This is a genomic window from Cryobacterium psychrotolerans (genome assembly GCF_900101115.1).
Taxonomy (GTDB): Bacteria; Actinomycetota; Actinomycetes; order Actinomycetales; family Microbacteriaceae; genus Cryobacterium; species Cryobacterium psychrotolerans.
Map to the genome: position 1 here is coordinate 302328 of NZ_FNFU01000001.1, position 22252 is coordinate 324579.

Consider the following 22252-nt stretch of genomic DNA (forward strand, 5'->3'; position numbering starts at 1 on the left):
CTAAGTTCAAGGAGTCGTGCCATGGAATGGCTCATCCCGGTCCTCATCGTTGTTGGACTCGTCGTCATCGTGGGAATCTACCTCTGGGTCACCTACAACTCGCTCGTCACCCTCAAGGTGCGCGTCGACGAGGCGTGGAGCGACATCACCGTGCAGATGAAGCGTCGCGCCGACCTGATCCCGAACCTGATCGAAACGGTCAAGGGCTACGCCGCACACGAGAAGACGGTCTTCGAGAACGTCACCAGGGCCCGCGCCGAATCGCTCTCCGCCCAGGGGCCGGCCGAGCTGGCCGCGGCCGAGAACCACATGCAGCAAGCCCTCCGCAGCATCTTCGCCGTCGCCGAGGCCTACCCGCAGCTGCAGGCCAGCCAGAACTACCTCCAGCTCCAGGCCGAGCTCGTCGACACCGAGGACAAGATCCAGGCCTCGCGCCGGTTCTACAACGGCGGCGTGCGCGAGCTGAATACGAAGATCAAGGTCTTCCCGAACAACCTCATCGCACGCAACCTCGGCTTCACCGAGCGTGACTTCTTCGAGGTGTCCGACTCCGCAGCCATTGCGGAGCCGCCCCGCGTGCAGTTCTAACGGCGAGCGGCAATGTATAGCGCGATCGCCAGGAACAAACGCAACACCGTTTTCATCATCATCCTGTTCCTGGTCATGATTGCCGGGCTCGGCTGGCTGGCGAACTACGTGTACAGCCCGCCCGGAAGCTACGGCATCCTGGTCATGACGCTCGTCGTGGCGATCGGGTACGCCGTCGTGCAGTACTTCATGGCCGGCCGCCAGGCCGCGGCGATGAGCGGCGGCGTGAAGATCCACAGCAAGGCGGAGCATCCGCGCCTGTGGAACATCGTCGAGAACCTGTCGATCACCACGGGCACGCCGATGCCCGAGATCTACGTGATCAGCGACCCTGCCCCGAACGCGTTCGCGACCGGGCGCGACCCCGAGCACGCGATCGTGGCCGCCACCACCGGGCTGCTCGAGATCATGGATGACTCGGAGCTCGAGGGCGTGATGGCCCACGAACTCGGGCACGTGCAGAACTACGACATCCGGGTCTCGATGATCGTCTTCGGCCTCGTCGTTGCCGTCGGGTTCATCTCGGACATGATGCTCCGGATGGCGTTCTTCGGGCGCAGCGACCGCAACAACGGCAACCCGATCGTGCTCGTCTTCGGCCTCGCCGCCATGATCGTGGCGCCGCTCGTGGCGAGCATGGTGCAGATGGCCGTGTCGAGGCAGCGCGAGTACCTGGCCGATGCCACCAGCGCGATGACCACCCGCCACCCGGATGCCCTCGCCCGGGCGCTCGAGAAGCTCGAGGCGTACGGGCGGCCGCTGCAACGCCAGAACACGTCGATGGCGCACCTGTGGATCGCCGACCCGCTGAAGCCGGGCCTGATGGCGAAGCTGTTCAGCACGCACCCGCCGATCGCCGAGCGCGTGGAGCGCCTGCACACGATGGGCCGCACCTTCTAGCCGATCCGCCCCGATGGTCGATCCTGTCGCGGCCTGGCGCAGTTCGGCGCGCCGAGCTCGCCTGTTCCGGTCGAGTTCGCCAGGCACACCAGGCGAACTCGACCGGAAGTGTCCAGGTCGGCGAACGGATGCCGTCACCACGCCGAGAATCGCCGATTACGCCGAGATGACCCGGTATAGCGGCGACACTCGGCGCAAACGGCGACACTCGCGGCCGCATCCGCCTGCCCGGCCGCACCAGGCTGCCACCGCAGCGCAGACCGATTGGACGGGGATCTCCAGGCTCGATCCCCGGCCGCCCGGCCGCCCGCGGTGGTGCTGCGCCGCTGTGCCACCCGCGCAGCGGCGCACTGCCCGCGCGACGCGATCTCGACTAGCTCGATCACCGGACACGGACAATCTCCTGGAGGTCGAGACCCGCCTTCTGCCTTCCACCTTCCGCCGAACTGTGAGTTTGGCACCTTCGTGGGCCCACGAAGGTGCCAAACTCACAGTTCGGCGAACCGTCCGGTGGTCGAGATCGTCGAGGGCTAGCGGAGTTCGGCGGCCAGCCCGGGCGCCAGCGTGCCGCGCCGCACGACCTCGATCTCGCCGAGCCCCTGCCAGCGCGCCGCGTCCCGGAGCACCCCGGCCAGGCGCGCGGCCGTGTCGGCCGGCGCGCCCTCCTCGGCCCAGGCCGCCTGCACGCGCAGCACACCGGCCTGGCGGTCGTTCTTCAGGTCGACCCGGCCGACGATGGTGTCGCCGAGCAGCACGGGCAACGAGTAGTACCCGAAGATGCGTTTCGGCTCCGGTGTGTAGATCTCGATCCGGTAGTGGAAGTCGAACAGGCGCAGGGCGCGCGGGCGCTTCCAGACGACCGGGTCGAACGGCGAGAGCACGGCCGCGGCGTCCATGCTGCGGGGCAGCCGCGCGTCCCGGTGCAGCCAGGCGGCGATGGGTTTTCCGGCCCGCGTCCAGCCGGGGACCTCGACCGGGATCAGCTCGCCCGCGTCTTCGAGCTCGCGGATCGCGGCCAGGGTCGGCGGGGTCTTCAACCGGAAGTAGTCCGCGAAGTCCCTGGCCGTGCCGATGCCGTGCGCGCGCGCTGACCGGCTCACCAGCTCGCGGTGCGCGTCGTGGCGGCTCACCTCCCGCCCGAGCAGCGCATCCGGGAACACCTGCTCCGGCAGGCCGTAGATGCGCTCGAAACGCTCGCGGCCGGCGCTCACCACATCGCCCCAGCGGAACAGGGTTTCGAGCCCCGTCTTCACGTCCGACCAGCCCCACCAGGGCCCGCTGCGCTTGTTGGCGTCGTGCTCGATCGCGCTCGCCCGCATGGGACCGTTCTCGGCCAGTTCAGCCAGCAGCCAGACGAGCATCGGACGGTTGGCCGCCGACCAGGCCTCCGGTGTGCGCGCCGAGAGGTCGCGGTAGGCCTGCATGCGCCACCGGAACAGCGGCCACGACTCGAGCGGCAGGAACGACGCCTCGTGCGCCCAGTACTCGGTGAACCGCGCCTCGCGCCCGGTCGTCAGCCGGTCCAGTTGCTTCTTGTCGTAGACGCCCAGCCGGCTGAACGCGGGCAGGTAGTGGCTGCGCTCGAACACGTTGACCGAGTCGATCTGGAGCAGGCCGAGCCGGTTCACGAGCGCGTCCAGCTGACGGATGCCGGGCGCCTCGCCCGGCGCACGGCCGAAGCCCTGCGCCGCCAGCGCGATGCGGCGAGCAAGGGCGGGGGCGACTGACTGAGGCATCGATTCGAGCGTAGTGCCGCCGCCGGACGTTCACTGCCCGTTCAGGTGGCTCCGCCCGTCCCGTCGCCCGGCGTCCGTATGGTCACCCGTGACCGCATTCCGGCACTCAACAGTTCGCCCACCGGCGGGCGGCCGGGCGCGGTCACGACGGAGGATACGTGTTCACCACGCGCACCATGATCGCCGGGATCGCCGCCACCGCGGCACTCGCTCTCACCCTCACGGGCTGCTCGGCAGGCGCAGCGCCCGCCGCCGGCGGCGTCGACGCGGCCACCGCGACGAGCCTGGCCGCGTTCGGCGACCTGGCCGGCCTGGAGAAGGCAGCCAGGGCCGAAGGCGCGCTGAACGTCATCGCCCTGCCCCGCGACTGGGCCAACTACGGCGCCGTGCTCGACAGGTTCGCCGAGAAGTACCCGGAGATCACCCTCACCGAGGCGTCCCCGGACGGTTCGAGCGCCGAGGAAATCCAGGCGGCGGACAACCTCAAGGGCCAGGACACCGCGCCGGACGTCTTCGACCTCGGCCTGCCCGTCGCGCTCTCGAGCACGGATCGCTTCGCGCCGTACAAGGTCGCAACCTGGGCGGACATTCCGGATGCCCTCAAGGAATCGAACGGCCTCTATACCGGCGACTACGGCGGATACATGGCCGTCGGTTACGACCCCGCGGAGGTCCCCGCGCCCACGCAGCTGAGCGACCTCCTCGGCTCGAAATACAAGGGCAAGGTGGCAATCAACGGCGACCCGACCCAGGCCGGCGCCGCCTTCGCCGCGGTCGGGATGGCCAGCGTGCAGAACGACGGATCCGTAGACGACTTCCAGCCGGGCATCGACTTCTTCGAGAAGCTCAATCGGAGCGGGAACTTCCTCAAGGTCGACCCCACGCCCGCCACCATCGCCTCGGGCGAGACGCCCGTCGTGCTCGACTGGGACTACCTCAACGTCGGCTACGGCAAGACGCTGGCGGGCCAGCGCGACTGGAAGGTCGTGGTCTTCCCCGGCACCGGCTACGCCGGCTACTACAACCAGGCCGTGAGCAAGGATGCCCCGCACCCGGCCGCCGCACGCCTGTGGCAGGAGTTCCTCTACAGCGACGAGGCGCAGAACCTGTGGCTCGCCGGGGGAGCCCGCCCCGTACGCGCCGAGGCGATGGCTTCGGCCGGAACCATCGACGCGGCGCTGTTCGACGCGCTCCCGAAGGCACCGGAGACGACGGTCGTCCCGTCCGGCAAGCAGAGCGAAACCGCCGCGAAGCTGCTCGGCGAGAGCTGGGCGGCCGCTGTCCAGTAGGGTCCGTGGAACGGCGGCAGCCTGGGGGCTGCTGCCGTTCGCGGTGTATGTGCTGCTGTTCCTCGCCGTGCCCACCATCATCGCCGTCGGCACGGGCTTCGTCGACGAATCGGGTTCCTTCACCTGGCACACGGTGGCGGCGCTGGGCAGTCCGGAAGTGCTGACCACGTTCGCCAATTCATTCTGGCTGTCGGCGCTGACCGCGGTGGTCGGCGCCCTGGTCGGCGGCCTGGCCTGCTACGCGCTGCTCGGCGCCCGGCCCGACGGGGCCCTCCGTTCCGCGGTCGACTCGCTCAGCGGAGTGCTCGCCCAATTCGGCGGCGTCATGCTCGCGTTCGCGTTCGTCGCGACCATCGGCATCCAGGGCATGGTGACCCTGTTCCTGCGCGACGTCTTCGGTCTCGACATCTTCGAAGACGGCGTCTGGATCTACGCGATGCCCGGCCTGGTGCTGCCCTACCTGTACTTCCAGGTGCCCCTGATGATCATCACCTTCATGCCGGCGCTCGAGTCGCTGAAACCGGCCTGGGCCGAGGCGAACGCCACCCTCGGCGGCACGGCGGCGAGCTACTGGCTGCGCATCGCCTTCCCGGTGCTGGCGCCGTCGTTCTTCGGCAGCCTGTTGCTTTTGTTCGCGAACGCGTTCTCGTCGTACGCCACCGCCGCGGCGCTGATCAGCCAGGGGTCGCAGATCGCGCCCCTGCAGATCCGCGCGGCGCTCACCAGCGAAACCATGCTCGGACAGGAGAACCTGGCCGGGGCACTGGCGCTGGGGATGATTTTGGTGATGGCCGTCGTCATGCTCGGCTACTCGGCGCTGGCGTCCCGGGCCGCGAGGTGGCAGCGATGAGCGCAGGCCTCCGCAGCGGCGGAGTCGCGCACGCGCCCGCTCGGGGCATCCGGATTGCCATCCTCGGTGTCATCGGGCTGCTCTTCGCGGTGCCGATCGTTGCCATGGTCGAGTTCACCCTGCGCAAGGGACTGGGCGGAGGCCACGACTTTTCGCGCTGGATCACCCTGTTCCAGAGTGGGTTCACCGGCCAGTACCGCCCCCTGCTCGTCGCCGCCGGCAACTCGGTCGCCCTGGCGATCGGCACCGTCCTGATCGTGCTCCTGCTGCTCGTTCCGACCATGATCCTGATCCAGCTGCGGTTCCCCCGGTTGCGCCGGCCCATGGAAGTCATCTGCATCCTGCCCGTCAGCATCCCGGCGATCGTCCTGGTCGTCGGCCTCGCCCCGGTGTATTCGATGGTTGCTAGGCTCTTCGGCAGCGGCGTCTGGACCCTGACCTTCGCGTACGGCGTCACCGTTCTGCCCTACGCCTACCGGGCGATCCAGTCCAACCTGGATGCCGTCGACGCGCGCACGCTCAGCGAGGCCGCCCGCTCGCTCGGGGCGGGCTGGGGAACCGTGCTCCTGCGGGTGCTGCTGCCGGGCCTGCGCCGCGGCATCCTCGCCGGGGCGTTCATCTCGGTCGCGGTCGTGCTCGGCGAGTTCACCATCGCGTCGCTGCTGAACCGGGTCAACCTGCAGACCGCGCTCGTGGTCGTGAGCAAGAGCGACCCGTACACGGCCGTCATCGTGTCCCTCCTCGCCCTCGCGTTCGCCTTCCTGCTGCTGCTGACCATCGGCCGGCTCGGTGCGGCGCGCACGCGTTCCCCGCGGCCGCGTTCCCTCTCGAAAGGCTTGTCATGACCCAGGCACACTCAGGCGCCGGCCCCGGCGCCGTCGTCGAATTCCGCGGCGTGGTCAAGGAGTTCGCCGGGCACCGGGCGCTGGCCGGCTTCGACCTCACCCTGCGGGCCGGAGAATTCGTGGCCCTGCTCGGCCCGAGCGGCAGCGGGAAAACCACGGCCCTCCGTGTGCTCGCCGGGCTCGAATCGACGGATGCCGGCAGCATTCTGCTGAACGGAGCCGACGTCTCGAGGCTGCCGGCGAGCAGACGCGACATGGGGATGGTGTTCCAGGCATACTCGCTCTTTCCGCACCTCAGCGCCGGCGAAAACGTGGAGTTCGGTTTGCGCATGCGCAAGGTGAGTCCGGAGGAGCGTCGGAGCCGCGCTCGTGCCGCTCTGGCCCTCGTCGAGCTGGACGCCCACCACGACCGGTACGCCCACCAGCTGTCCGGGGGGCAGCAGCAGCGCGTTGCGCTGGCCAGGGCCCTCGTCACGCAGCCGCGCGTCCTGCTGCTCGACGAGCCGCTTTCGGCCCTGGACGCCCGGGTGCGTGTGCAGTTGCGCGAGGAGATCCGGCGGATCCAGACCGACCTCGGCATCACCACCCTGTTCGTCACCCACGACCAGGATGAGGCCCTGGCCGTGGCGGACCGGGTCGCGGTCATGCGGGCCGGCAGCATCGAGCAGATCGGTACGCCGGAGGACCTCTACGCCCGGCCGGTCTCCCCGTTCGTGGCCGATTTCGTCGGTCTGAACAATCGCGTGGCCGGCGTCGTGCGGCACGGGTTCGCTCAGGTGCACGGAACGGCGCTGCCCCTGGTCGACCCGTCACAGGCGGACGGAGGCGTGCAGGTCTTCGTGCGCCCCGAAGACGTCGAATTTGCCGCCGCAGGGGTCGCAGGGGTGGTCACCTCGTCCAGCTTCCTCGGGTCGCTCAGGCGCACGGGGGTGCGTTTGGAGGACGGCACGACCCTGGTCACCCAGCACAGCGTGCGCCTGAATCCTGCCCTCGGCGCGCGGGTGCACCTCGCCTTCACCGGTGCGCCGGTAACGGTCGAGACCAGTCCTAGACTGGGTGAGTGAAGGAACCCACGGACAAGCCAGGCCTCGGTGGACTCTTCCGCGGCCGCGTTCGACGCGCTCCCGCCGACCTGCCCCGGCACGTGCCGAGGCACGAGCACAACGGCGTGGACGAGAACATTCCCCCCGGCATCCGGCTCGCAGGGGCGTGGTCGTGGCGCCTGCTGGCCATCGCGGGAGCGGCCGCCGTCCTCATCTTCCTGATCATCCAGCTGCGGCTCATCGTCATCCCGCTGCTGGTCGCCGTGCTGGTCTCGGCCCTCCTGGTTCCGTTCGTGTCCTTCCTGGTCCGCCACCGGTGGCCGAGGGGCCTCTCCGTCGCGCTCGCCCTGCTGGGCACCCTGGCGGTCGTCGGGGGACTCATCGCACTCGCGGCCTCGCAGATCGCCGCCGGGTCCTCTGACCTGACCCAGAGGTTCGAGGCGTCGGTCGAGAAGCTGAAGGCCGCGCTGCTCGCGTCGCCGCTGCAGCTCACCGAGAGCCAGCTCAACGACTACCTCGACCAGGCGAATCAGGCAATCCAGTCCGACAGCCAGGTCTTCATCACCGGCGCGTTGTCCGTGGGGTCCTCGGTCGGGCATCTCGTTGCGGGGTTCCTGTTGGCCCTGTTCAGCCTGCTGTTCATCCTGATCGACGGGAAGGGCATCTGGGACTGGATCGTGCGGATCTTCCCCCGCCGTGCCCGCGCCGCCGTCGACGGGGCCGGCATCGCCGGCTGGTCGACCCTGGGCAACTTCGCCAAGGTGCAGATCCTGGTGGCCTCGATCGACGCGGTCGGAATCGGCGTCGGCGCCGCCCTGCTCGGCGTGCCGTTGGCCGTCCCGATCGGCATCCTCGTCTTCCTCGGCTCGTTCATCCCGATCGTCGGAGCCGTGGCCACCGGAATCGTCGCCGTGATCATCGCCCTCCTTTTCAACGGCCCCGGCTACGCCCTGGCCATGCTCGGCGTCGTTCTGCTCGTCCAGCAGGTCGAAGGGCATGTGCTGCAGCCCCTGATCATGGGAACCGCCGTCAAGGTGCACCCGCTCGCCGTCGTGCTCGCCGTCGGTGCCGGGTCGTTGCTCGCCGGCATCCCGGGCGCACTCTTCGCCGTGCCGGTGGCCGCGGTGCTCAACGTGATGACCAACTACATTCACAGCGGCGTCTGGCGCGCCGTTCCGCCGCCCGCGGGCGACCTGCTCGGTTCTCCGCTCTGGCAGACGGTGCCGCGCCGCCCAGGATTCCGCCGAACGGAGAACCCCGAATGACCAGTGTTTCCCTCGTTGGGCCCAGCCTGGCCGACTTCGAAGCGGCGCGAGCGGTGGTCGCGCGCGTCGCCGATGTGACGCCGATGGAGAGCTCACGCTACCTTGCGACCATCCTGGGCGCACCGGTGTTCCTCAAGTGCGAGAACCTGCAGCGCACCGGATCCTACAAGATCCGCGGCGCGTACAACCGGCTCTCCAAGCTCACCGACGAGGAGAAGGCCCGCGGCGTCGTGGCGGCGTCGGCCGGCAACCACGCCCAGGGCGTCGCGTTCGCGGCCAGGGAACTGGGCATCAAGGCGACGATCTTCATGCCGGTCGGCGTGGCCCTGCCGAAGCTCCAGGCCACCCGCGACTACGGCGCCGACGTCATCCTCCGCGGGCACACCGTGTCCGAGCCGCTGATGGCCGCCGCCGCCTACGCCGCCGAGACCGGCGCGATCCTGATCCCGCCCTTCGACCACGTGGATGTCGTGACCGGGCAGGGCACCCTCGGCCTCGAGATCCTCGACCAGGTCCCCGATCTTGCCACGATCATCGTCCCCATCGGCGGGGGCGGACTCATCTCCGGCGTCGCCAGCGCGCTCAAGCAGCGAGCCGCTCAGGACGGGCGCGTCATCCGCGTCATCGGCGTGCAGGCGGCCAACGCGGCGGCCTACCCGGCCTCCCTCGAGGCCGGCGAGGCCGTCGAGGTCACCATCCTGCCGACGATCGCCGACGGGATCGCCGTCGCGAGGCCGGGCCTGCTCAACTTCGAGATCATCCGCGACGTCGTGGACGAGATCGTCACGGTCAGCGAGGACGACATCGCCCGGGCCCTCCTGGTGCTGATGGAGCGCGCCAAACTGGTGGTCGAACCGGCCGGGGCCGTCGCGGTGGCGGCCCTCCTCGCCGGCAAGGTCACCGCGTCGGGGCCGACCGTCGCCATCCTCTCCGGAGGCAACATCGACCCGCTTCTCATGCAGCGCGTGATCAGCCACGGGCTTGCCGCATCGGGGCGCTACCTCACCCTGCGGATCATGCTGCCCGACCGTCCGGGCCAGCTCGCGCGGATCGCCGAACTGCTCGCCGAGGCGCAGGCCAACGTGATCGAAGTGCTGCACACCCGCCATGGCGTGAGCATGCAGCTGAGTGAGGTGGAACTGGACATCAGCGTCGAGACGCGCGGGCCGGAGCACGGCAAGCACGTCCTCGACCTGCTGCGGTCCGCGGGCTACGACCCCCAGACCGACTGACGGGCTAGTTGCCGGTCCAGGTTTCGACGAGGGAGATCAGCACGGTGATCTCCTTGCCGCTCGGGGTCTCGTAGGTCGTCGACGCGCCGACGCTGAGGCCGATGATCGCCAGGCCCAGCGGGCTCTGTTCGCTGTAGACGTCGAGGTCGCTGTCGCCGGCGATTTCACGGCTGCCGATCAGGAAGCGGCTCTCGTCGCCGGCAATGATCGCGGTGATGACGGTGCCCGGCTCGACGACGCCGTGGCTCTCGGGGGCACTGCCGACCTCGGCCGTGCGCAGCAGCAGGGTGAGGGTGCGGATGCGCGCCTCCATCTTGCCCTGCTCCTCCTTGGCGGCGTGGTAGCCGGCGTTCTCCTTGAGGTCGCCTTCTTCGCGCGCCGATTCGATCTTCTTGGCGATGTCATCGCGGCCGATGGTGCTGAGCGTGTGCAGCTCCGCAGCGAGGCGGTCGTAGGCCTCCTGGGTCAGCCAGGTGACAGTTGTGGGGGTCGTCACGGATGCTCTCCTTCAGTGCACTCGGCCCGCGGAATTGGTCTTCACCGGGGGATATAGGGGTCGCCCCGACGATTACCGTCAGGGCGAATACGTCAGTCTAGGTCAGCCAGCAACGGTAAATCAAACCCGTGTTGCTTAATTCCGTCGTGCGTACAATCTCCGTGACCGAGCGGGTGTAGCGGTCGGAGGGCGGAAGGTCAACGACCTTCCAGCCCACGATGGTGAAGTTTTCGTTCAACGCCTCGACGGCGCAACTGGCCGCGGTTCCCGTCGGCATCGACACCTCGAAGGTCACGCTGACGCTGTGCTCGTCGATGATGCTGTGCGCGGTGTCGCGCGCTTCGATCAGCGGTTTGGTCCCGTCCAGGCCGGCCCAGATGACCCAGGAGCCCAGGACGAGCGCGAAGGCGCCGGCCACGATCCAGAGGATGCGGCGGTCGCGGACGCGCCGGTTCGGCGTGCGCCCGTACCGAGCGTCGAGGCTGGCGTTCACGGCCTCCGGGGACTCCACACTCACGCGACTCCACACTCTTGTTTCAACGATTAGTCTTGTACTCAAGGTTATCCGCCATTCCTGAGGAGTTTTGTGACGCTGCGACTGTTGGCGGTCCACGCCCATCCCGACGACGAGTCGAGCAAGGGCGCGGCGACCTACGCCCATTACCGAAGCCGGGGCGTGCAGGTGCTCATCGTGAGCTGTACCGGGGGCGAGCGGGGCAGCATCCTCAATGAGGCGCTGGTCGGCAATCCGATGGCCGAACGCGACATGGCCGGGCTCCGCCGCCGGGAAATGGCCGAGGCGCAGGCTCACCTCGGCGTGGAGCACCGCTGGCTGGGTTATCAGGATTCCGGCATGAACGATGACGGCTCGGTGCCCGCGCACTCGTTCGCCGACATCCCCGTGCAGATCTCCGCGGAGCCGCTCGTGCACGTGATCCGCGAGTTCCGTCCACAGGTGCTGATCACCTACGACGAGAACGGCGGCTACCCGCACCCGGACCACATCCGAACCCACGAGGTGTCGCTCGAGGCCTACCGGGCCGCCTCCGACGGGGGCCGGTACCCGGAGGCCGGTGCCCCCTGGCAGATCGACAAGCTCTACTACGACCGCATCTTCAACCTGGAGCGCATAGACGCGATGTTCCTGGAGCTGAGCGTGAAGGAGCCGGACTCCCCGCTTCTCGAGCCGCTCGGTGCGGCCAGGGACTGGATGAAGGATTACCCCAAACTGGCCACGACGCACGTGCCGGTCGGCGACTTCCTCGAGGCCAGGGACGCCGCGTTGAAGTCGCACGCGAGCCAGGTTTCGCCCACCAGCAGCTTCTTCTTCTGGCCCAATGACCTCATCCGCGAGGCCTGGCCGTTCGAGGACTTCCAGCTCGTCGAATCGAAAGTGGACACCGTCATGCCCGAATCCGACCTCTTCTCCGGTGTGAAGGACGTGTCGTGAACGTGCTCTTCGCCCCCCTGCTCGTCGATTTCGTGCTCGCGAGCACCCCGGAGCCGGAATTCAACCCCGACACGGTCACCCCTGGCGCCTGGGGCTTCGCGGCGATCTTCCTCGTCGCCGTCGCCACGCTGCTGCTCGGGCTGGACATGGCCCGCCGAGTCCGGCGCACGACCTACCGCGCGCAGGTGCAGGAAAAGCTGGAAGCCGAGGCGGCGGCCAGGGACGCCGGCGACCGCGACCGCCCGGAGTAACCGCGAGCGCCTCGGGTCAGGGGTAGAGCGGGTGCGTGGCGATCATCACGATGGCCACCCAATGGCAGAGGAACGCCAGCACGGTGAGCGTGTGGAAGATCTCGTGGAATCCGAACACGCCCGGAACCGGGTTGGGCTTCTTCAGGCCGTAGACCACGGCGCCGATGCTGTAGAAGATGCCGCCGACCAGGATGAGCGTCATCATGACGGGGTCTGCCCGGAAGAAGTCGCCGATGAAGATCAGCGCGCCGTAGCCCAGCAACAGGTACAGCGGAACGTAGAGCCAGCGTGGCGCGGTAATCCAGAAGACGCGGAACGCGATGCCGAGAATCGCGCCGCTCCACACCAGCCAGAGCAGCAGCGTCGCCTTTTCGGGCGGCAGGGAGAGCACCGTGATCGGGGTGTACGAGCCCGCGATCAGCAGGAAGATGTTGGCGTGGTCGATGCGCTTGAGGATGACCTTCGTGCGCGGCTGCCAGTCGAAGCGGTGGTAGAGCGCCGAGTTGCCGAACAGCAGCATGGAGGTGGCGACGAAGACGGCTGAGCTCCACGTGGCCGCCGGACCCTCGGCGAGCACGAGCAGGATGATCCCGGCGACGATGGTGACCGGGAATGTGCCGGCGTGGATCCAGCCCCGCCAGGTCGGACGGAGGTCTTCCGGTCGCGGTTCGTCCTCTTCGAGGAGCGGCAGGTTAGCGATCTCCTGCTCGGCGTCCTTCTCGGCGTCGTCGGGAAGGCCTGCGCCGTCCCGGTGCTGTGCGTCTTTGGAGTGCTCTGCGGCCATGCAGCCAGAATACGGCAGTCGACGGGCCGGGCTTGCCGCTCCCGGAGCGGAGTGGGCTAGCGTGACTGTGTGCAGAATCGGCGAATACCCCTGGGGCGTGACTTCCTCTACAGCGTGTACCAGCGTCGGCTCCGGCGCAGCCTGTCGCCGAGCCAGCTTCCCCGCCACGTGGCCATGATCATCGATGGAAACCGGCGCTGGGCCAAACAGCTGGGCTTCGATTCTGCCGCGCACGGGCACCGGGCCGGCGCCGCCAAGATGCGCGAGTTCCTCGAGTGGTGTGACGACCTGGGCATCTCCGTGGTCACCCTGTACCTCTTGTCGGCCGACAACCTCACCCAGCGGCCCAGCGAGGAACTCGCGGACCTGGTCGAGATCATCGCCGAACTGGCCGAGGAACTCTCCCACTACCGCAACTGGCGCGTGCAGCAGGTTGGCTCCAGGGACAAGCTCCCCGAGCCGCTTGTGGCGGCGCTGGAGGCCGCCGAGGCGCGTACGGTGGGCAACAAGGGGCTGCACATCAACCTGGCCGTCGGCTACGGCGGAAGAACCGAGATCACCGACGCGATGCGGAGCATCGTCGCCACCCACCTCGCGCACGGCGGCAGGCTCGAGGACCTGGCCGAGACGCTCACCCCCGAACTCATCGGGCAGCACCTGTACACCGGCGGGCAGCCGGACCCGGAGCTCGTGATCCGCACCTCGGGGGAGCAGCGGCTCAGCGACTTCATGCTCTGGCAGAGCGCGCACAGCGAGTTCTACTTCGTCGAGGCACTCGGGCCGGACCTGCGCGAGGTGGACTTCCTGCGGGCCCTGCGAGATTTCGCCAAGCGGCAGCGCCGTTTCGGAGGTTAGTGCAACAACGACCGGAAAGGACACGCAGGTGACCTCGCTTCAGCGCTTCATCGACGGATTCCTCGAGGACCCCGGCTACCTGGACTACGGGCGGGTCGGCCCGTTGGCGTCCGTCGTCGTCGCCGAAACCCTCGGTCAGACCGAGGTGCTCTCGCGCGCCCGGTTCGGCAGCCTCGACCACCTGATCGAGCAGGACGAACGGCTGCGCGCCGCCGTGGCCGCAGCGACCGGCTTCCGGGCCGACCAGGTCGTGTCCCAGCCCAACACGAGCACCGGGCTCATGCAGGCACTCTTCGGCCTGACCGGCGACGTGCTGCTCTCGCCGCACGATTTCCCCAGCCTGCCCTTCGCCGCGGTGCGTGCGGCCGAGGCGCTGCACGTGGTCACCCCGCTCTGGCTCGACGGTGAGCATGAGCGCGTGACGCCCGGCCTGGTCAGGGAACAACTCACCGCCACGACCGCCGCGGTGGCCGTGTGCCTGGTCGATGCCCGCACCGGCTATCGCACCGACCTCGAGGGCATCCGGCAAGTGATCGGAGACCGGCTGCTCATCGTCGATGCGATCCAGGGCTTCGGCGTCACGGATGCCCCGTACGAGGTCGCCGATGTCGTCGCGTCCGGCGGTCAGAAGTGGGCCCGCGCGGGCTGGGGCACCGGCTTCCTCGCGCTCAGCGACCGCGCCGTCGAGATGCTCACCCCGGTGTTTTCCGGGTTCAGCGGCACGGACTCGCCGGACCTGCCCTGGGACGAGGTCCTGCCGCCCGGCTGCGGCGCGGGCGCGTTCCAGATCAGCAACCCGGACAGCTCGGCCCAGGCTCGATTCGCCGCAGCGCTCGAGGAGATCACCGCGGTGGGAGTGGCCGGGATCGAGGCCGCCGTCACCGAGAATGTCACGCGACTGATCGACCTCGCCGATGAATTCTCAGTCCCGCTCGCGTCGTCGCGGGACGAACGCGAACGCGCGGGCATCATCGTGCTCGAGCCAATGGCCGAGCAGCTCACGCTGCTCACCGCGGCGCTGTACAACCACGGTGTGACGGCGACGACGAGGGGCGGCCGGGTGCGGCTGAGCGTGCACGCGGCGCTATCGCCGGAGACCATCGAGATGTTGCGGGCCGCGTTCACGTCCTACTCCACCGCGGCCAGCTACTGACCCTCCCGAGGCGGCGCGGTACCCCCCGAATGTGACCGGTGGGTGACGGCAGGCGTGTCGCTCTTCCCTTTGCCGCCCGGGGGACGTAGCGTCATCCACATCAGGTATGGCGCCTGATCGAGACGGCCACATAAGTACGGCTCGAGAACCGCTCGTGGCCAGCTCGCCAATGGAATCCGCGCCCGTCATGGGCGTGGGGGGGAGTGGTTGTGACCGCTAATCAGACCGACCGGCGCAGTGCAGACCAGCCGGCGTCGCCCGTGAACCAGGCCGAACGCACCTACGTGCTGGACACCTCGGTGCTGTTGTCCGATCCGAAGGCGATCTTCGCCTTCGCCGAACACTCCGTTGTGCTCCCGGTCGTGGTGATCACCGAGCTGGAAGCCAAACGCAACGACCCCGAGATCGGGTACTTCGCGCGCCAGGCGCTCCGCAACCTCGACGAACTGCGGATGAAGTACGAGCGTCTCGACTTCCCGATCCCGGTCGGCGACGGCGGGACCCTCCGCGTCGAGTTGAACCACTCGAACATGTCGGTCCTGCCGTCCGGGCTGCAGCTGGGCGACAACGACTCCCGCATCCTCGCGGTCGCGATGAACCTGTCCAACGATGGGATGAACGTCACCGTCGTCTCGAAGGACCTCCCGCTGCGGGTGAAGGCGTCCTCGCTCGGCCTGGCAGCGGAAGAGTACCGGCACGAACTCGCCGTCGATTCCGGCTGGACCGGGATGGACGAGATCACCCTGAACGGGGCCCAGATCAACGAACTCTACGAGCACGAGGTGATGACGACCCGGCTTGTGCAGGACATGCCCGTCAACACGGGCCTGGTCATCCACTCGGAGCGCGGGTCCGCCCTCGGCCGGGTCACCGGCAGCGGCGAGCTCAAGCTCGTGCGCGGCGACCGCGACGTGTTCGGCCTGCACGGGCGCTCCGCCGAGCAGCGCCTGGCGATCGACCTTCTGCTCGACCCGAGCATCGGCATCCTTTCGCTGGGAGGTCGAGCGGGGACGGGGAAGTCGGCGCTCGCCCTCTGCGCCGGACTCGAGGCGGTGCTCGAGCGGCAGCAGCACCGCAAGATCATGGTGTTCCGGCCGCTCTACGCGGTCGGCGGCCAGGAACTCGGCTACCTGCCCGGCGACGCGAGCGAGAAGATGAACCCCTGGGGACAGGCGGTCTTCGACACGCTCGGAGCCCTCGTCTCGGAGAACGTGCTCGAAGAGGTCGTGGAGCGGGGGATCCTCGAGGTTTTGCCGCTCACGCACATTCGCGGGCGTTCGCTGCACGACGCGTTCGTGATCGTCGACGAGGCCCAGTCCCTGGAGCGGAACGTGCTGCTCACGGTGCTCAGCCGGATCGGGCAGAACTCGCGGGTGATCCTCACCCACGACGTCGCCCAGCGGGACAACCTTCGGGTGGGCCGCTTCGACGGTGTCGCGTCCGTGATCGAGACGCTCAAGGGGCATCCGCTCTTCGCCCACATGACGCTGACCCGCTCGGAGCGCAGCGCCATCGCGGCCCTGGTCACCGAGATGCTCGAGGGCAACGGCCCTTCCTGACCGCCGAAATTGACAGTTCCGGTCGAGTTTGCCCCGCGGAACAGGGCAACTCGACCGGAACTGTCAAACTCGAGGGCTGGGCCGGCTACCTGGCCTGGGGCGGGCGGGTCATGCTCAGCACGTCCAGGGCCACGTCGAGCTGCTCGAGGGTGACCTCGCCGCGCTCCACGAAGCCGAGGGCGATGACGGATTCGCGCACGGGCAGCGCCTCGGACACGGCGTGCTTGGCGACCTTCGCGGCCGCCTCGTAGCCGATCACCCGGTTGAGCGGGGTGACGATGGCGGGGGAGGACTCGGCGAGGGCGCGGGCGCGCTCCAGGTTGGCCTCGAGGCCGTCGACGGTCTTGTCGGCGAGCACGCGGCTCGCGTTCGTGAGCAGCCGGATCGACTCGAGCAGCGCGGTCCCCATCACCGGGATGGCGACGTTGAGCTCGAACGAGCCCGAGGCGCCGGACCAGGCGATCGTCGCGTCGTTACCGATGACCCGCGAGCAGACCATGAGCACGGCCTCCGGGATGACCGGGTTGACCTTGCCGGGCATGATCGAGGACCCCGGCTGCAGGTCGGGGATGTGCAGCTCGCCGATGCCGGCGTTGGGGCCGGAGCCCATCCAGCGGAGGTCGTTGCAGATCTTGGTCAGGCTGACCGCGATCGTGCGCAGGGCGCCGGATGCGTCGACCAGGCCGTCGCGGTTGGCCTGGGCCTCGAAGTGGTCCCTGGCCTCGGTGATCGGGAGTTCGGTCTCGGAGCAAAGCAGCTCGATCACGAGCTGTGGGAAGCCGGCGGGCGTGTTGATGCCGGTACCGACCGCGGTTCCGCCGAGCGGGACCTCGGCGACACGGGGGAGCGCGGAGCGCACGCGCTCGATGCCGAGGCGCATCTGGCGGGCATAGCCGCCGAACTCCTGGCCGAGGGTGACGGGCGTGGCATCCATCAGGTGCGTGCGCCCGGCCTTGACGGCGCCGGCCCACAGCTCGGCCTTGGCCTCGAGGGACACGGCGAGGTGGTCGAGTGCGGGGATGAGGTCGTCGATGAGCGCGCTCGTGACGGCGATGTGCACCGAGGTGGGGAACACGTCGTTTGAGGACTGCGACGCGTTGACGTGGTCGTTCGGGTGCACCGGGCGGCCGAGGGAGCGGGTGGCGAGGGTCGCAATGACCTCGTTCATGTTCATGTTCGAGGACGTCCCGCTGCCGGTCTGGTAGACGTCGATCGGGAACTGGCCGTCGTAGCGGCCGGTGATGACCTCGTCCGCGGCATCGGCGATGGCGGTCGCGATGGCGCCGTCGAGCACGCCGAGCCGTGCGTTGGCAAGCGCCGCGGACTTCTTGATCCGGGCGAGGGCCGCGATCTGCGCCGACTCGAGCACGGAGCCCGAGATCGGGAAGTTCTCGACGGCACGCTGCGTCTGGGCGCCGTAGAGCGCATCCCGGGGCACGCGCACCTCGCCCATCGTGTCGCGTTCGATCCGGTAGCCGGCGTCTGCGGAGTTGTCCACCACTGTGTGTTCCCTTTCGGTTTTTGTGTGCGCGGGCGCGCTAAACAATGCCCACGACGATGTCGGGGTCAGCGCGCCCTTCGAGGAGGCTGTAATTCGCTCCGACGATAGCCAATGTACCTTCTGCGACGGCGGCGCTGATCATCTCGGAGCGTTCGAGCAGTTCGGCGACCGTGTCGCGAAGATGCTCCCGTCCGACCGCCGGCTCGTCGATCGTGTCCGGGTCGATGGGCACGTCCGCGGCCAGCCCGCTCACGCGGCGGACGGCCGGCACGATCTTTTGGATGATCGAATTGATGTGGGGAGGCAGGGGGATGGCGTCTTCTGCCTGGGACTCAATGGCCGCGCGCACGGCCCCGCAACGGTCGTGCCCCAGCACGAGGATGAGGTGCACGTGCAGGATTTCCACGGCGTATTCGAGCGAGCCCAGCACGGAATCCGAGATGACCTGCCCCGCGTTGCGCACGACGAACAGGTCGCCGAGGCCCTTGTCGAAGATGATCTCGGCGGCCAGGCGCGAGTCGCTGCACCCGAACAGTGCCGCGACCGGGGCCTGGGTGAAGGCGATCTCGGCGCGCCGGTCGACGTCCTGGCGCGGGTGGCTCGGCTCGCCGTTGACGAAGCGTTCGTTGCCCCGGCGGAGCTCGTTCCAGACCTTCGAGGGAGTCGATGCCGGGCTCATCCCTGGTCTCCGTTCGTGTTCCGCGCGATGGTGTCGGTCAGCGCGCCGGCGAGCACCGTGAATTCGGCCTCGGGGGCCGTGCCGACGAGCAGGAAGGTGCTCGTCCCGGCCGTCGTCACGAGGGCATAGTCGAAGTTTCCGCGCTCGTCCTCTGGCGCGGTGTTGCGATAGACATCCCACTGGATGCCGTCGAGGGTGACGGTTTCGGCGGCGGGGGAGCCCTGCAACTGCTCGCTCACCCAGCTGGGGTTGGCGTCGATGCCCTGGTTGAGGCCGATGTAGGCGTCGGCAGGGGTGAGCAGGCCGATGTACCAGGAGGCGACCTTGTCGCTGCCGCCGGAACGCCAGGTCGCGGCGTTTGCACGCCAGCCGTCCGGCAGGCGGGGGCTGGCCAGCGGTTCCTCGACGCCGGGCTGCACCTGGCTGACAACGGCGCGGTAGTCGACGGTTCGGTCGATGGGCGTGTCGCTGCGCGGGACGATCATCACCAGGACCACCACGGCTGCGACGGTGACCAGGAGGGACAGGATCAGGTTGTTGACGGTCTTGCGGGCCCGGTATGTTCGGGTGTTCTCGGCCTTGCGGGCGGCCGTCTCCTCCGGGGTTTCCGGTCGTCCGAGCTCGGCGACGATCCGGGGCTCGCGCCTGGCGGCGCTCATGCGTCGGATTCGGCGGCCTGGCCGGCGCGGGCGGCGTCCAGCCGCGCCTTCGCGCCGATCAGCCACTCTTCGCAGCGGCGCGCGAGCGCCTCGCCGCGTTCCCACAGGGCGAGCGACTGCTCCAGGGTGGACGATCCCTGCTCGAGTTCGTTGACCACCCGAATGAGTTCGTCGCGGGCCTGCTCGTAGCTGAGAGCGCTGATATCGTCTGCGGGCTGGGTCATGGCATCCATTCTATTTCGACACGGCCCTCAGGGATCCGCGGGCGAGCGTGATGCGCAGCTCCGTGCCGCCGGGCGCCTGGTCCGGGGCGCGCACGACGTGCCCGTCCGGCAGTTGCACGATGGCGTAGCCGCGGTCGAGGGTGCCCTGCGGGGAGAGGGCGCGCAGTTGGGAGCGCAGGTCGACGACGGCGGCGCCGGCTCGTTCGACCACCCGGCCGACGAGCTCGGAACCGCGCGCGACATACCGGGTCAGGTCTTCGGACCGGGAGTCGACGATCCAGGTTGCCGAGCTCAGCGCAGGGCGGGAGCGGAGCTGCCCGATCCGGTCAACCTCCGAAGAGAGGATGCCGGTGAGCCGGGTGCTGAGGCGGGCGCGGGCCTGCTGCACCCGGTTGAGCTCGTCCGCGACATCCGGGACCACCCGCTTGGCCGCATCGGTCGGTGTGGAGGCGCGGAGGTCGGCGACCTCGTCGAGCAGGGGACGGTCGGCTTCATGGCCGATCGCACTGACGAGAGGGGTCCGGCAGGCGGCGGCCGCGCGGACGAGCCCTTCGTCGCTGAAGCCGAGGAGGTTCTGGAAATCGCCGCCGCCTCGGGCGACGATGATCACGTCGACCTCGGGGTCGGCGTCCAGCCGCTTGATCGCCGCCGTCACCTCGGACACCATGCGGTCCCCCTGGACGGCCGCGTGCACGACCCGGAACGTGACGGCGGGCCAGCGCAGCTGGGCGTTGCGAAGCACGTCCTTCTCGGCATCGGAATCCTTGCCGGTGACGAGGCCGATGCAGTGGGGGAGGAACGGCAGGCGGATCTTGCGCGAGGCGTCGAAGAGTCCCTCGCCGGCGAGTTGCTTGCGCAGCCGCTCCAGCCGCTCGAGCATGTCGCCGAGGCCGACGTGGCGAAGTTCGAACACCTGCATGGTGAGCGTGCCGCCCTTGACCCAGTAGTTGGGTTTGACCAGCGCGATGACCCGGTCGCCCTGCTTGAAGTCGTTGGTGAGTTTCGCGCGGACGGACGACCAGACCGTGAAGCTGACCGTGGCGTCCTCGGTGAGATCCTTGAGCTTGCCGTAGACGTTGCCGCCGCTCTGGCCCCACTGGGTGATCTCCCCCTCGATCCAGACGGTCCCGAGGCGGTCGATGTAGTCGCGGATCTTGCCGGAGAGCATCGCGACCGGCCAGGGGGTCTCGACGGTGGTGGGGCCCTGGGTCATTGCTGGTCTCCTCCCACGGAACCCGTCCAGGGGTGCGCGCCTAGAATGGGACCGTGACCATCAGTACTAATTCGCCCGTGATCGGCCTTGGCATGCCTCGGATACTGAGTGCGCCGGGCAGGCTCAAGGATACCCCGGTGGCGGGGGGCAAACGGGTGCTGCTGGCCGCCCCGCGCGGATACTGCGCCGGGGTCGACCGTGCCGTCATCGCCGTGGAGAAGGCCCTGGAGCACTACGGCGCCCCGGTTTACGTGCGCAAGCAGATCGTGCACAACACCCATGTCGTGGCCGAACTGGAGCACAAGGGCGCCGTCTTCGTCGACGAGGTCGACGAGGTGCCGACCGGGTCACACATCGTTTTCAGCGCGCATGGAGTCTCGCCGGCCGTGGTCAATGCCGCCGCGGAACGCGGACTCCAGGCCATCGATGCGACCTGCCCGCTCGTCACCAAGGTGCACCGCGAGGCGGTGCGCTTCGCCCGCGACGACTTCGAAATCCTCCTGATCGGCCATGAAGGCCACGAAGAGGTCGAAGGCACCGCCGGGGAGGCGCCGGAGAACACCACCCTGGTCGGCAGCCCCGACGACGCCGACATCGTCGAGGTGCGGAATCCGGCCAGGGTCGTTTGGTTGTCCCAGACGACCCTGAGCGTGGACGAAACCATGGAAACCGTGCGCCGCCTGCGCAAGCGGTTCCCGCTGCTGCAGGATCCACCGAGCGACGACATTTGCTACGCCACCCAGAACCGCCAGGTCGCCATCAAGAAGGTTGCCGCCGATTCCGACCTCGTCATCGTCGTCGGCTCAGCGAACTCGTCCAACTCCGTGCGCCTGGTCGAGGTGGCCCTCGAGTACGGCGCCACGGCCGCCTACCGGATCGACTACGCCAGCGAAGTGAAGCAGGAGTGGCTCGACGGGGTGAACACCGTGGGCGTCACGAGCGGGGCATCCGTTCCGGAGGAACTCGTCGACGAGCTGCTCTCCGCCCTCGCGGATGCCGGCTACGCCGACGTCATTCCGGTCAAGACGGCCGAGGAAGACCTGATCTTCTCCCTGCCCAAGGAACTGCGCGGCAACCTCAAGGGCAGCCGGGCCGCACAACCGGAGTAGCGCGCCGGCTACGGCTGGCCGTACAGCTCGAGCAGGGTTGGATCGGCAGTCACGACGACCCCGATGAACACGAAGATCACCACGACCGAGACGGCGCCGCCGATCAGCGGAACGTAGAAGGCGCGGCGGCCGCGAGTCAGCAGCAGGATCGACAGCACGGTCGTCACGATCCAGATTCCGGCTTCGACGATGCGACCGGCCGTGATCAGGCCGGCGACCGAGACGGCCGGGGTGTAGGTGCCGAGGTCTTCCTGCGTGTACAGCACCTGCATGGCCTGGGGCAGCGAGCCCAGGACCGAGACCATCAAGAACGTCGCCAGGAGCCCGAAGATGAGCAGGGCGAGCGTGACCGGTCGGTCCCAAGCGGGCGTGCGGGACGCCCCGGGCGCCGTGGCGGCCGCCGGGACCGATGCGGCGTCGGGCGCGACGGGAATGGCCGGGGCGGCGGAGTCATCCTTCGGCGGCGTCCAACTCCAGCCTTCCGGCGCGAGCTCGCCGAATTGCGGCCGGGGGCGGGTGTCCTCCGGGCGGTTCGGCTCGGAAGAATTCGGGTCGGGAATCGTCATGCGCC

The 22252-nt window shown here is 68.7% G+C and carries 24 protein-coding genes; 14 read left to right on the plus strand and 10 right to left on the minus strand.

What is annotated here, in order from left to right; all coding sequences use genetic code 11:
- Positions 1–21: 21 nt before the first annotated feature.
- Both BLQ39_RS01245 and BLQ39_RS01250 read left to right on the plus strand, forming a co-directional pair.
- On the plus strand, positions 22–588 hold the full coding sequence (locus BLQ39_RS01245) for a LemA family protein (protein ID WP_092321251.1): 567 nt from the start codon (positions 22–24) through the stop codon (positions 586–588).
- Between the two features lie 12 nt (positions 589–600).
- The gene (locus BLQ39_RS01250; RefSeq protein WP_092321252.1) at positions 601–1488 is read left to right on the plus strand and encodes a M48 family metalloprotease; all 888 of its coding nucleotides are present in this window, start codon (positions 601–603) and stop codon (positions 1486–1488) included.
- Positions 1489–2018: 530 nt separating this feature from the next.
- Here BLQ39_RS01250 and BLQ39_RS01255 read toward each other — a convergent pair.
- The gene (locus BLQ39_RS01255) at positions 2019–3224 is read right to left on the minus strand and encodes a winged helix-turn-helix domain-containing protein (protein WP_092321253.1); all 1206 of its coding nucleotides are present in this window, start codon (positions 3222–3224) and stop codon (positions 2019–2021) included.
- Positions 3225–3400: 176 nt separating this feature from the next.
- On the opposite strand from BLQ39_RS01255, the gene BLQ39_RS01260 reads away from it, so the two are divergent.
- Genes BLQ39_RS01260 through ilvA form a run of 6 tightly spaced genes read left to right on the plus strand, consistent with a single transcriptional unit; the run spans position 3401 to position 9748 of the window.
- Positions 3401–4513 (plus strand): ABC transporter substrate-binding protein, encoded by a 1113-nt coding sequence (locus tag BLQ39_RS01260; protein ID WP_092321340.1) that lies wholly within the window; start codon positions 3401–3403, stop codon positions 4511–4513.
- Between the two features lie 43 nt (positions 4514–4556).
- Entirely contained in the window at positions 4557–5363 is an 807-nt protein-coding gene (locus BLQ39_RS01265; protein ID WP_422386384.1) for an ABC transporter permease, read from the plus strand.
- On the plus strand, positions 5360–6208 hold the full coding sequence (locus BLQ39_RS01270) for an ABC transporter permease (RefSeq protein ID WP_092321254.1): 849 nt from the start codon (positions 5360–5362) through the stop codon (positions 6206–6208). The genes BLQ39_RS01265 and BLQ39_RS01270 overlap by 4 nt, the downstream gene beginning before the upstream one ends.
- Positions 6205–7272, plus strand: coding sequence for an ABC transporter ATP-binding protein (locus BLQ39_RS01275; protein ID WP_092321255.1), 1068 nt, complete (start codon positions 6205–6207; stop codon positions 7270–7272). Before BLQ39_RS01270 ends, BLQ39_RS01275 begins: the two co-directional genes overlap by 4 nt.
- A complete protein-coding gene (locus BLQ39_RS01280; RefSeq protein WP_241986998.1) occupies positions 7269–8516 on the plus strand; it encodes an AI-2E family transporter in 1248 nt (415 codons plus the stop codon). The genes BLQ39_RS01275 and BLQ39_RS01280 overlap by 4 nt, the downstream gene beginning before the upstream one ends.
- Positions 8513–9748: a threonine ammonia-lyase gene (gene ilvA / locus BLQ39_RS01285; protein WP_092321256.1), complete on the plus strand. Its 1236-nt coding sequence runs from the start codon at positions 8513–8515 to the stop codon at positions 9746–9748. The genes BLQ39_RS01280 and ilvA overlap by 4 nt, the downstream gene beginning before the upstream one ends.
- Positions 9749–9752: 4 nt before the next feature.
- Here ilvA and greA read toward each other — a convergent pair whose 3' ends face one another.
- Positions 9753–10244 (minus strand): transcription elongation factor GreA, encoded by a 492-nt coding sequence (gene greA, locus BLQ39_RS01290; RefSeq protein ID WP_092321257.1) that lies wholly within the window; start codon positions 10242–10244, stop codon positions 9753–9755.
- Positions 10245–10341: 97 nt separating this feature from the next.
- Positions 10342–10761, minus strand: a complete 420-nt coding sequence (locus tag BLQ39_RS01295; protein ID WP_166784442.1) for a DUF4307 domain-containing protein — start codon at positions 10759–10761, stop codon at positions 10342–10344.
- A 69-nt stretch (positions 10762–10830) separates the two neighbouring features.
- Between BLQ39_RS01295 and mca the strand changes: the two genes are divergently transcribed.
- Both mca and BLQ39_RS01305 read left to right on the plus strand, forming a co-directional pair.
- Complete coding sequence (mca, locus tag BLQ39_RS01300) at positions 10831–11694, plus strand: mycothiol conjugate amidase Mca (protein WP_174775386.1); 864 nt, start codon at positions 10831–10833, stop codon at positions 11692–11694.
- Entirely contained in the window at positions 11691–11945 is a 255-nt protein-coding gene (locus BLQ39_RS01305; protein WP_092321258.1) for a hypothetical protein, read from the plus strand. Before mca ends, BLQ39_RS01305 begins: the two co-directional genes overlap by 4 nt.
- Before the next feature lie 16 nt (positions 11946–11961).
- On the opposite strand, the gene trhA is transcribed toward BLQ39_RS01305, so the two are convergent.
- Positions 11962–12729, minus strand: a complete 768-nt coding sequence (gene trhA / locus BLQ39_RS01310; RefSeq protein WP_092321259.1) for a PAQR family membrane homeostasis protein TrhA — start codon at positions 12727–12729, stop codon at positions 11962–11964.
- Between the two features lie 69 nt (positions 12730–12798).
- Between trhA and BLQ39_RS01315 the strand changes: the two genes are divergently transcribed.
- The 3 genes from BLQ39_RS01315 to phoH2 all read left to right on the plus strand — a co-directional run bounded on the left by BLQ39_RS01315 (position 12799) and on the right by phoH2 (position 16296).
- Positions 12799–13584 (plus strand): isoprenyl transferase, encoded by a 786-nt coding sequence (locus tag BLQ39_RS01315; protein WP_092321260.1) that lies wholly within the window; start codon positions 12799–12801, stop codon positions 13582–13584.
- A gap of 28 nt (positions 13585–13612) precedes the next feature.
- On the plus strand, positions 13613–14737 hold the full coding sequence (locus tag BLQ39_RS01320) for an aminotransferase class V-fold PLP-dependent enzyme (RefSeq protein WP_092321261.1): 1125 nt from the start codon (positions 13613–13615) through the stop codon (positions 14735–14737).
- 209 nt (positions 14738–14946) lie between these two features.
- Positions 14947–16296: an RNA 5'-3' helicase PhoH2 gene (phoH2, locus tag BLQ39_RS01325; RefSeq protein ID WP_370254809.1), complete on the plus strand. Its 1350-nt coding sequence runs from the start codon at positions 14947–14949 to the stop codon at positions 16294–16296.
- 85 nt (positions 16297–16381) lie between these two features.
- On the opposite strand, the gene BLQ39_RS01330 is transcribed toward phoH2, so the two are convergent.
- From BLQ39_RS01330 to xseA, 5 genes are read right to left on the minus strand one after another with little or no spacing between them, the layout of a single operon-like run.
- Positions 16382–17794 (minus strand): class II fumarate hydratase, encoded by a 1413-nt coding sequence (locus BLQ39_RS01330; RefSeq protein WP_422386383.1) that lies wholly within the window; start codon positions 17792–17794, stop codon positions 16382–16384.
- Positions 17795–17834: 40 nt separating this feature from the next.
- The gene (locus BLQ39_RS01335; RefSeq protein WP_092321263.1) at positions 17835–18476 is read right to left on the minus strand and encodes a carbonic anhydrase; all 642 of its coding nucleotides are present in this window, start codon (positions 18474–18476) and stop codon (positions 17835–17837) included.
- The gene (locus BLQ39_RS01340; protein ID WP_092321264.1) at positions 18473–19135 is read right to left on the minus strand and encodes a DUF4245 domain-containing protein; all 663 of its coding nucleotides are present in this window, start codon (positions 19133–19135) and stop codon (positions 18473–18475) included. Before BLQ39_RS01340 ends, BLQ39_RS01335 begins: the two co-directional genes overlap by 4 nt.
- Positions 19132–19368 (minus strand): exodeoxyribonuclease VII small subunit, encoded by a 237-nt coding sequence (locus BLQ39_RS01345; RefSeq protein WP_092321265.1) that lies wholly within the window; start codon positions 19366–19368, stop codon positions 19132–19134. Before BLQ39_RS01345 ends, BLQ39_RS01340 begins: the two co-directional genes overlap by 4 nt.
- 1 nt (position 19369) lies before the next feature.
- Entirely contained in the window at positions 19370–20572 is a 1203-nt protein-coding gene (xseA, locus tag BLQ39_RS01350; RefSeq protein WP_092321266.1) for an exodeoxyribonuclease VII large subunit, read from the minus strand.
- A gap of 92 nt (positions 20573–20664) precedes the next feature.
- Between xseA and BLQ39_RS01355 the strand changes: the two genes are divergently transcribed.
- Positions 20665–21681: a 4-hydroxy-3-methylbut-2-enyl diphosphate reductase gene (locus BLQ39_RS01355; protein ID WP_092321346.1), complete on the plus strand. Its 1017-nt coding sequence runs from the start codon at positions 20665–20667 to the stop codon at positions 21679–21681.
- An 8-nt stretch (positions 21682–21689) separates the two neighbouring features.
- Here BLQ39_RS01355 and BLQ39_RS01360 read toward each other — a convergent pair whose 3' ends face one another.
- Positions 21690–22247, minus strand: coding sequence for a DUF6264 family protein (locus tag BLQ39_RS01360; protein ID WP_092321267.1), 558 nt, complete (start codon positions 22245–22247; stop codon positions 21690–21692).
- Between the last annotated feature and the right edge of the window lie 5 nt (positions 22248–22252).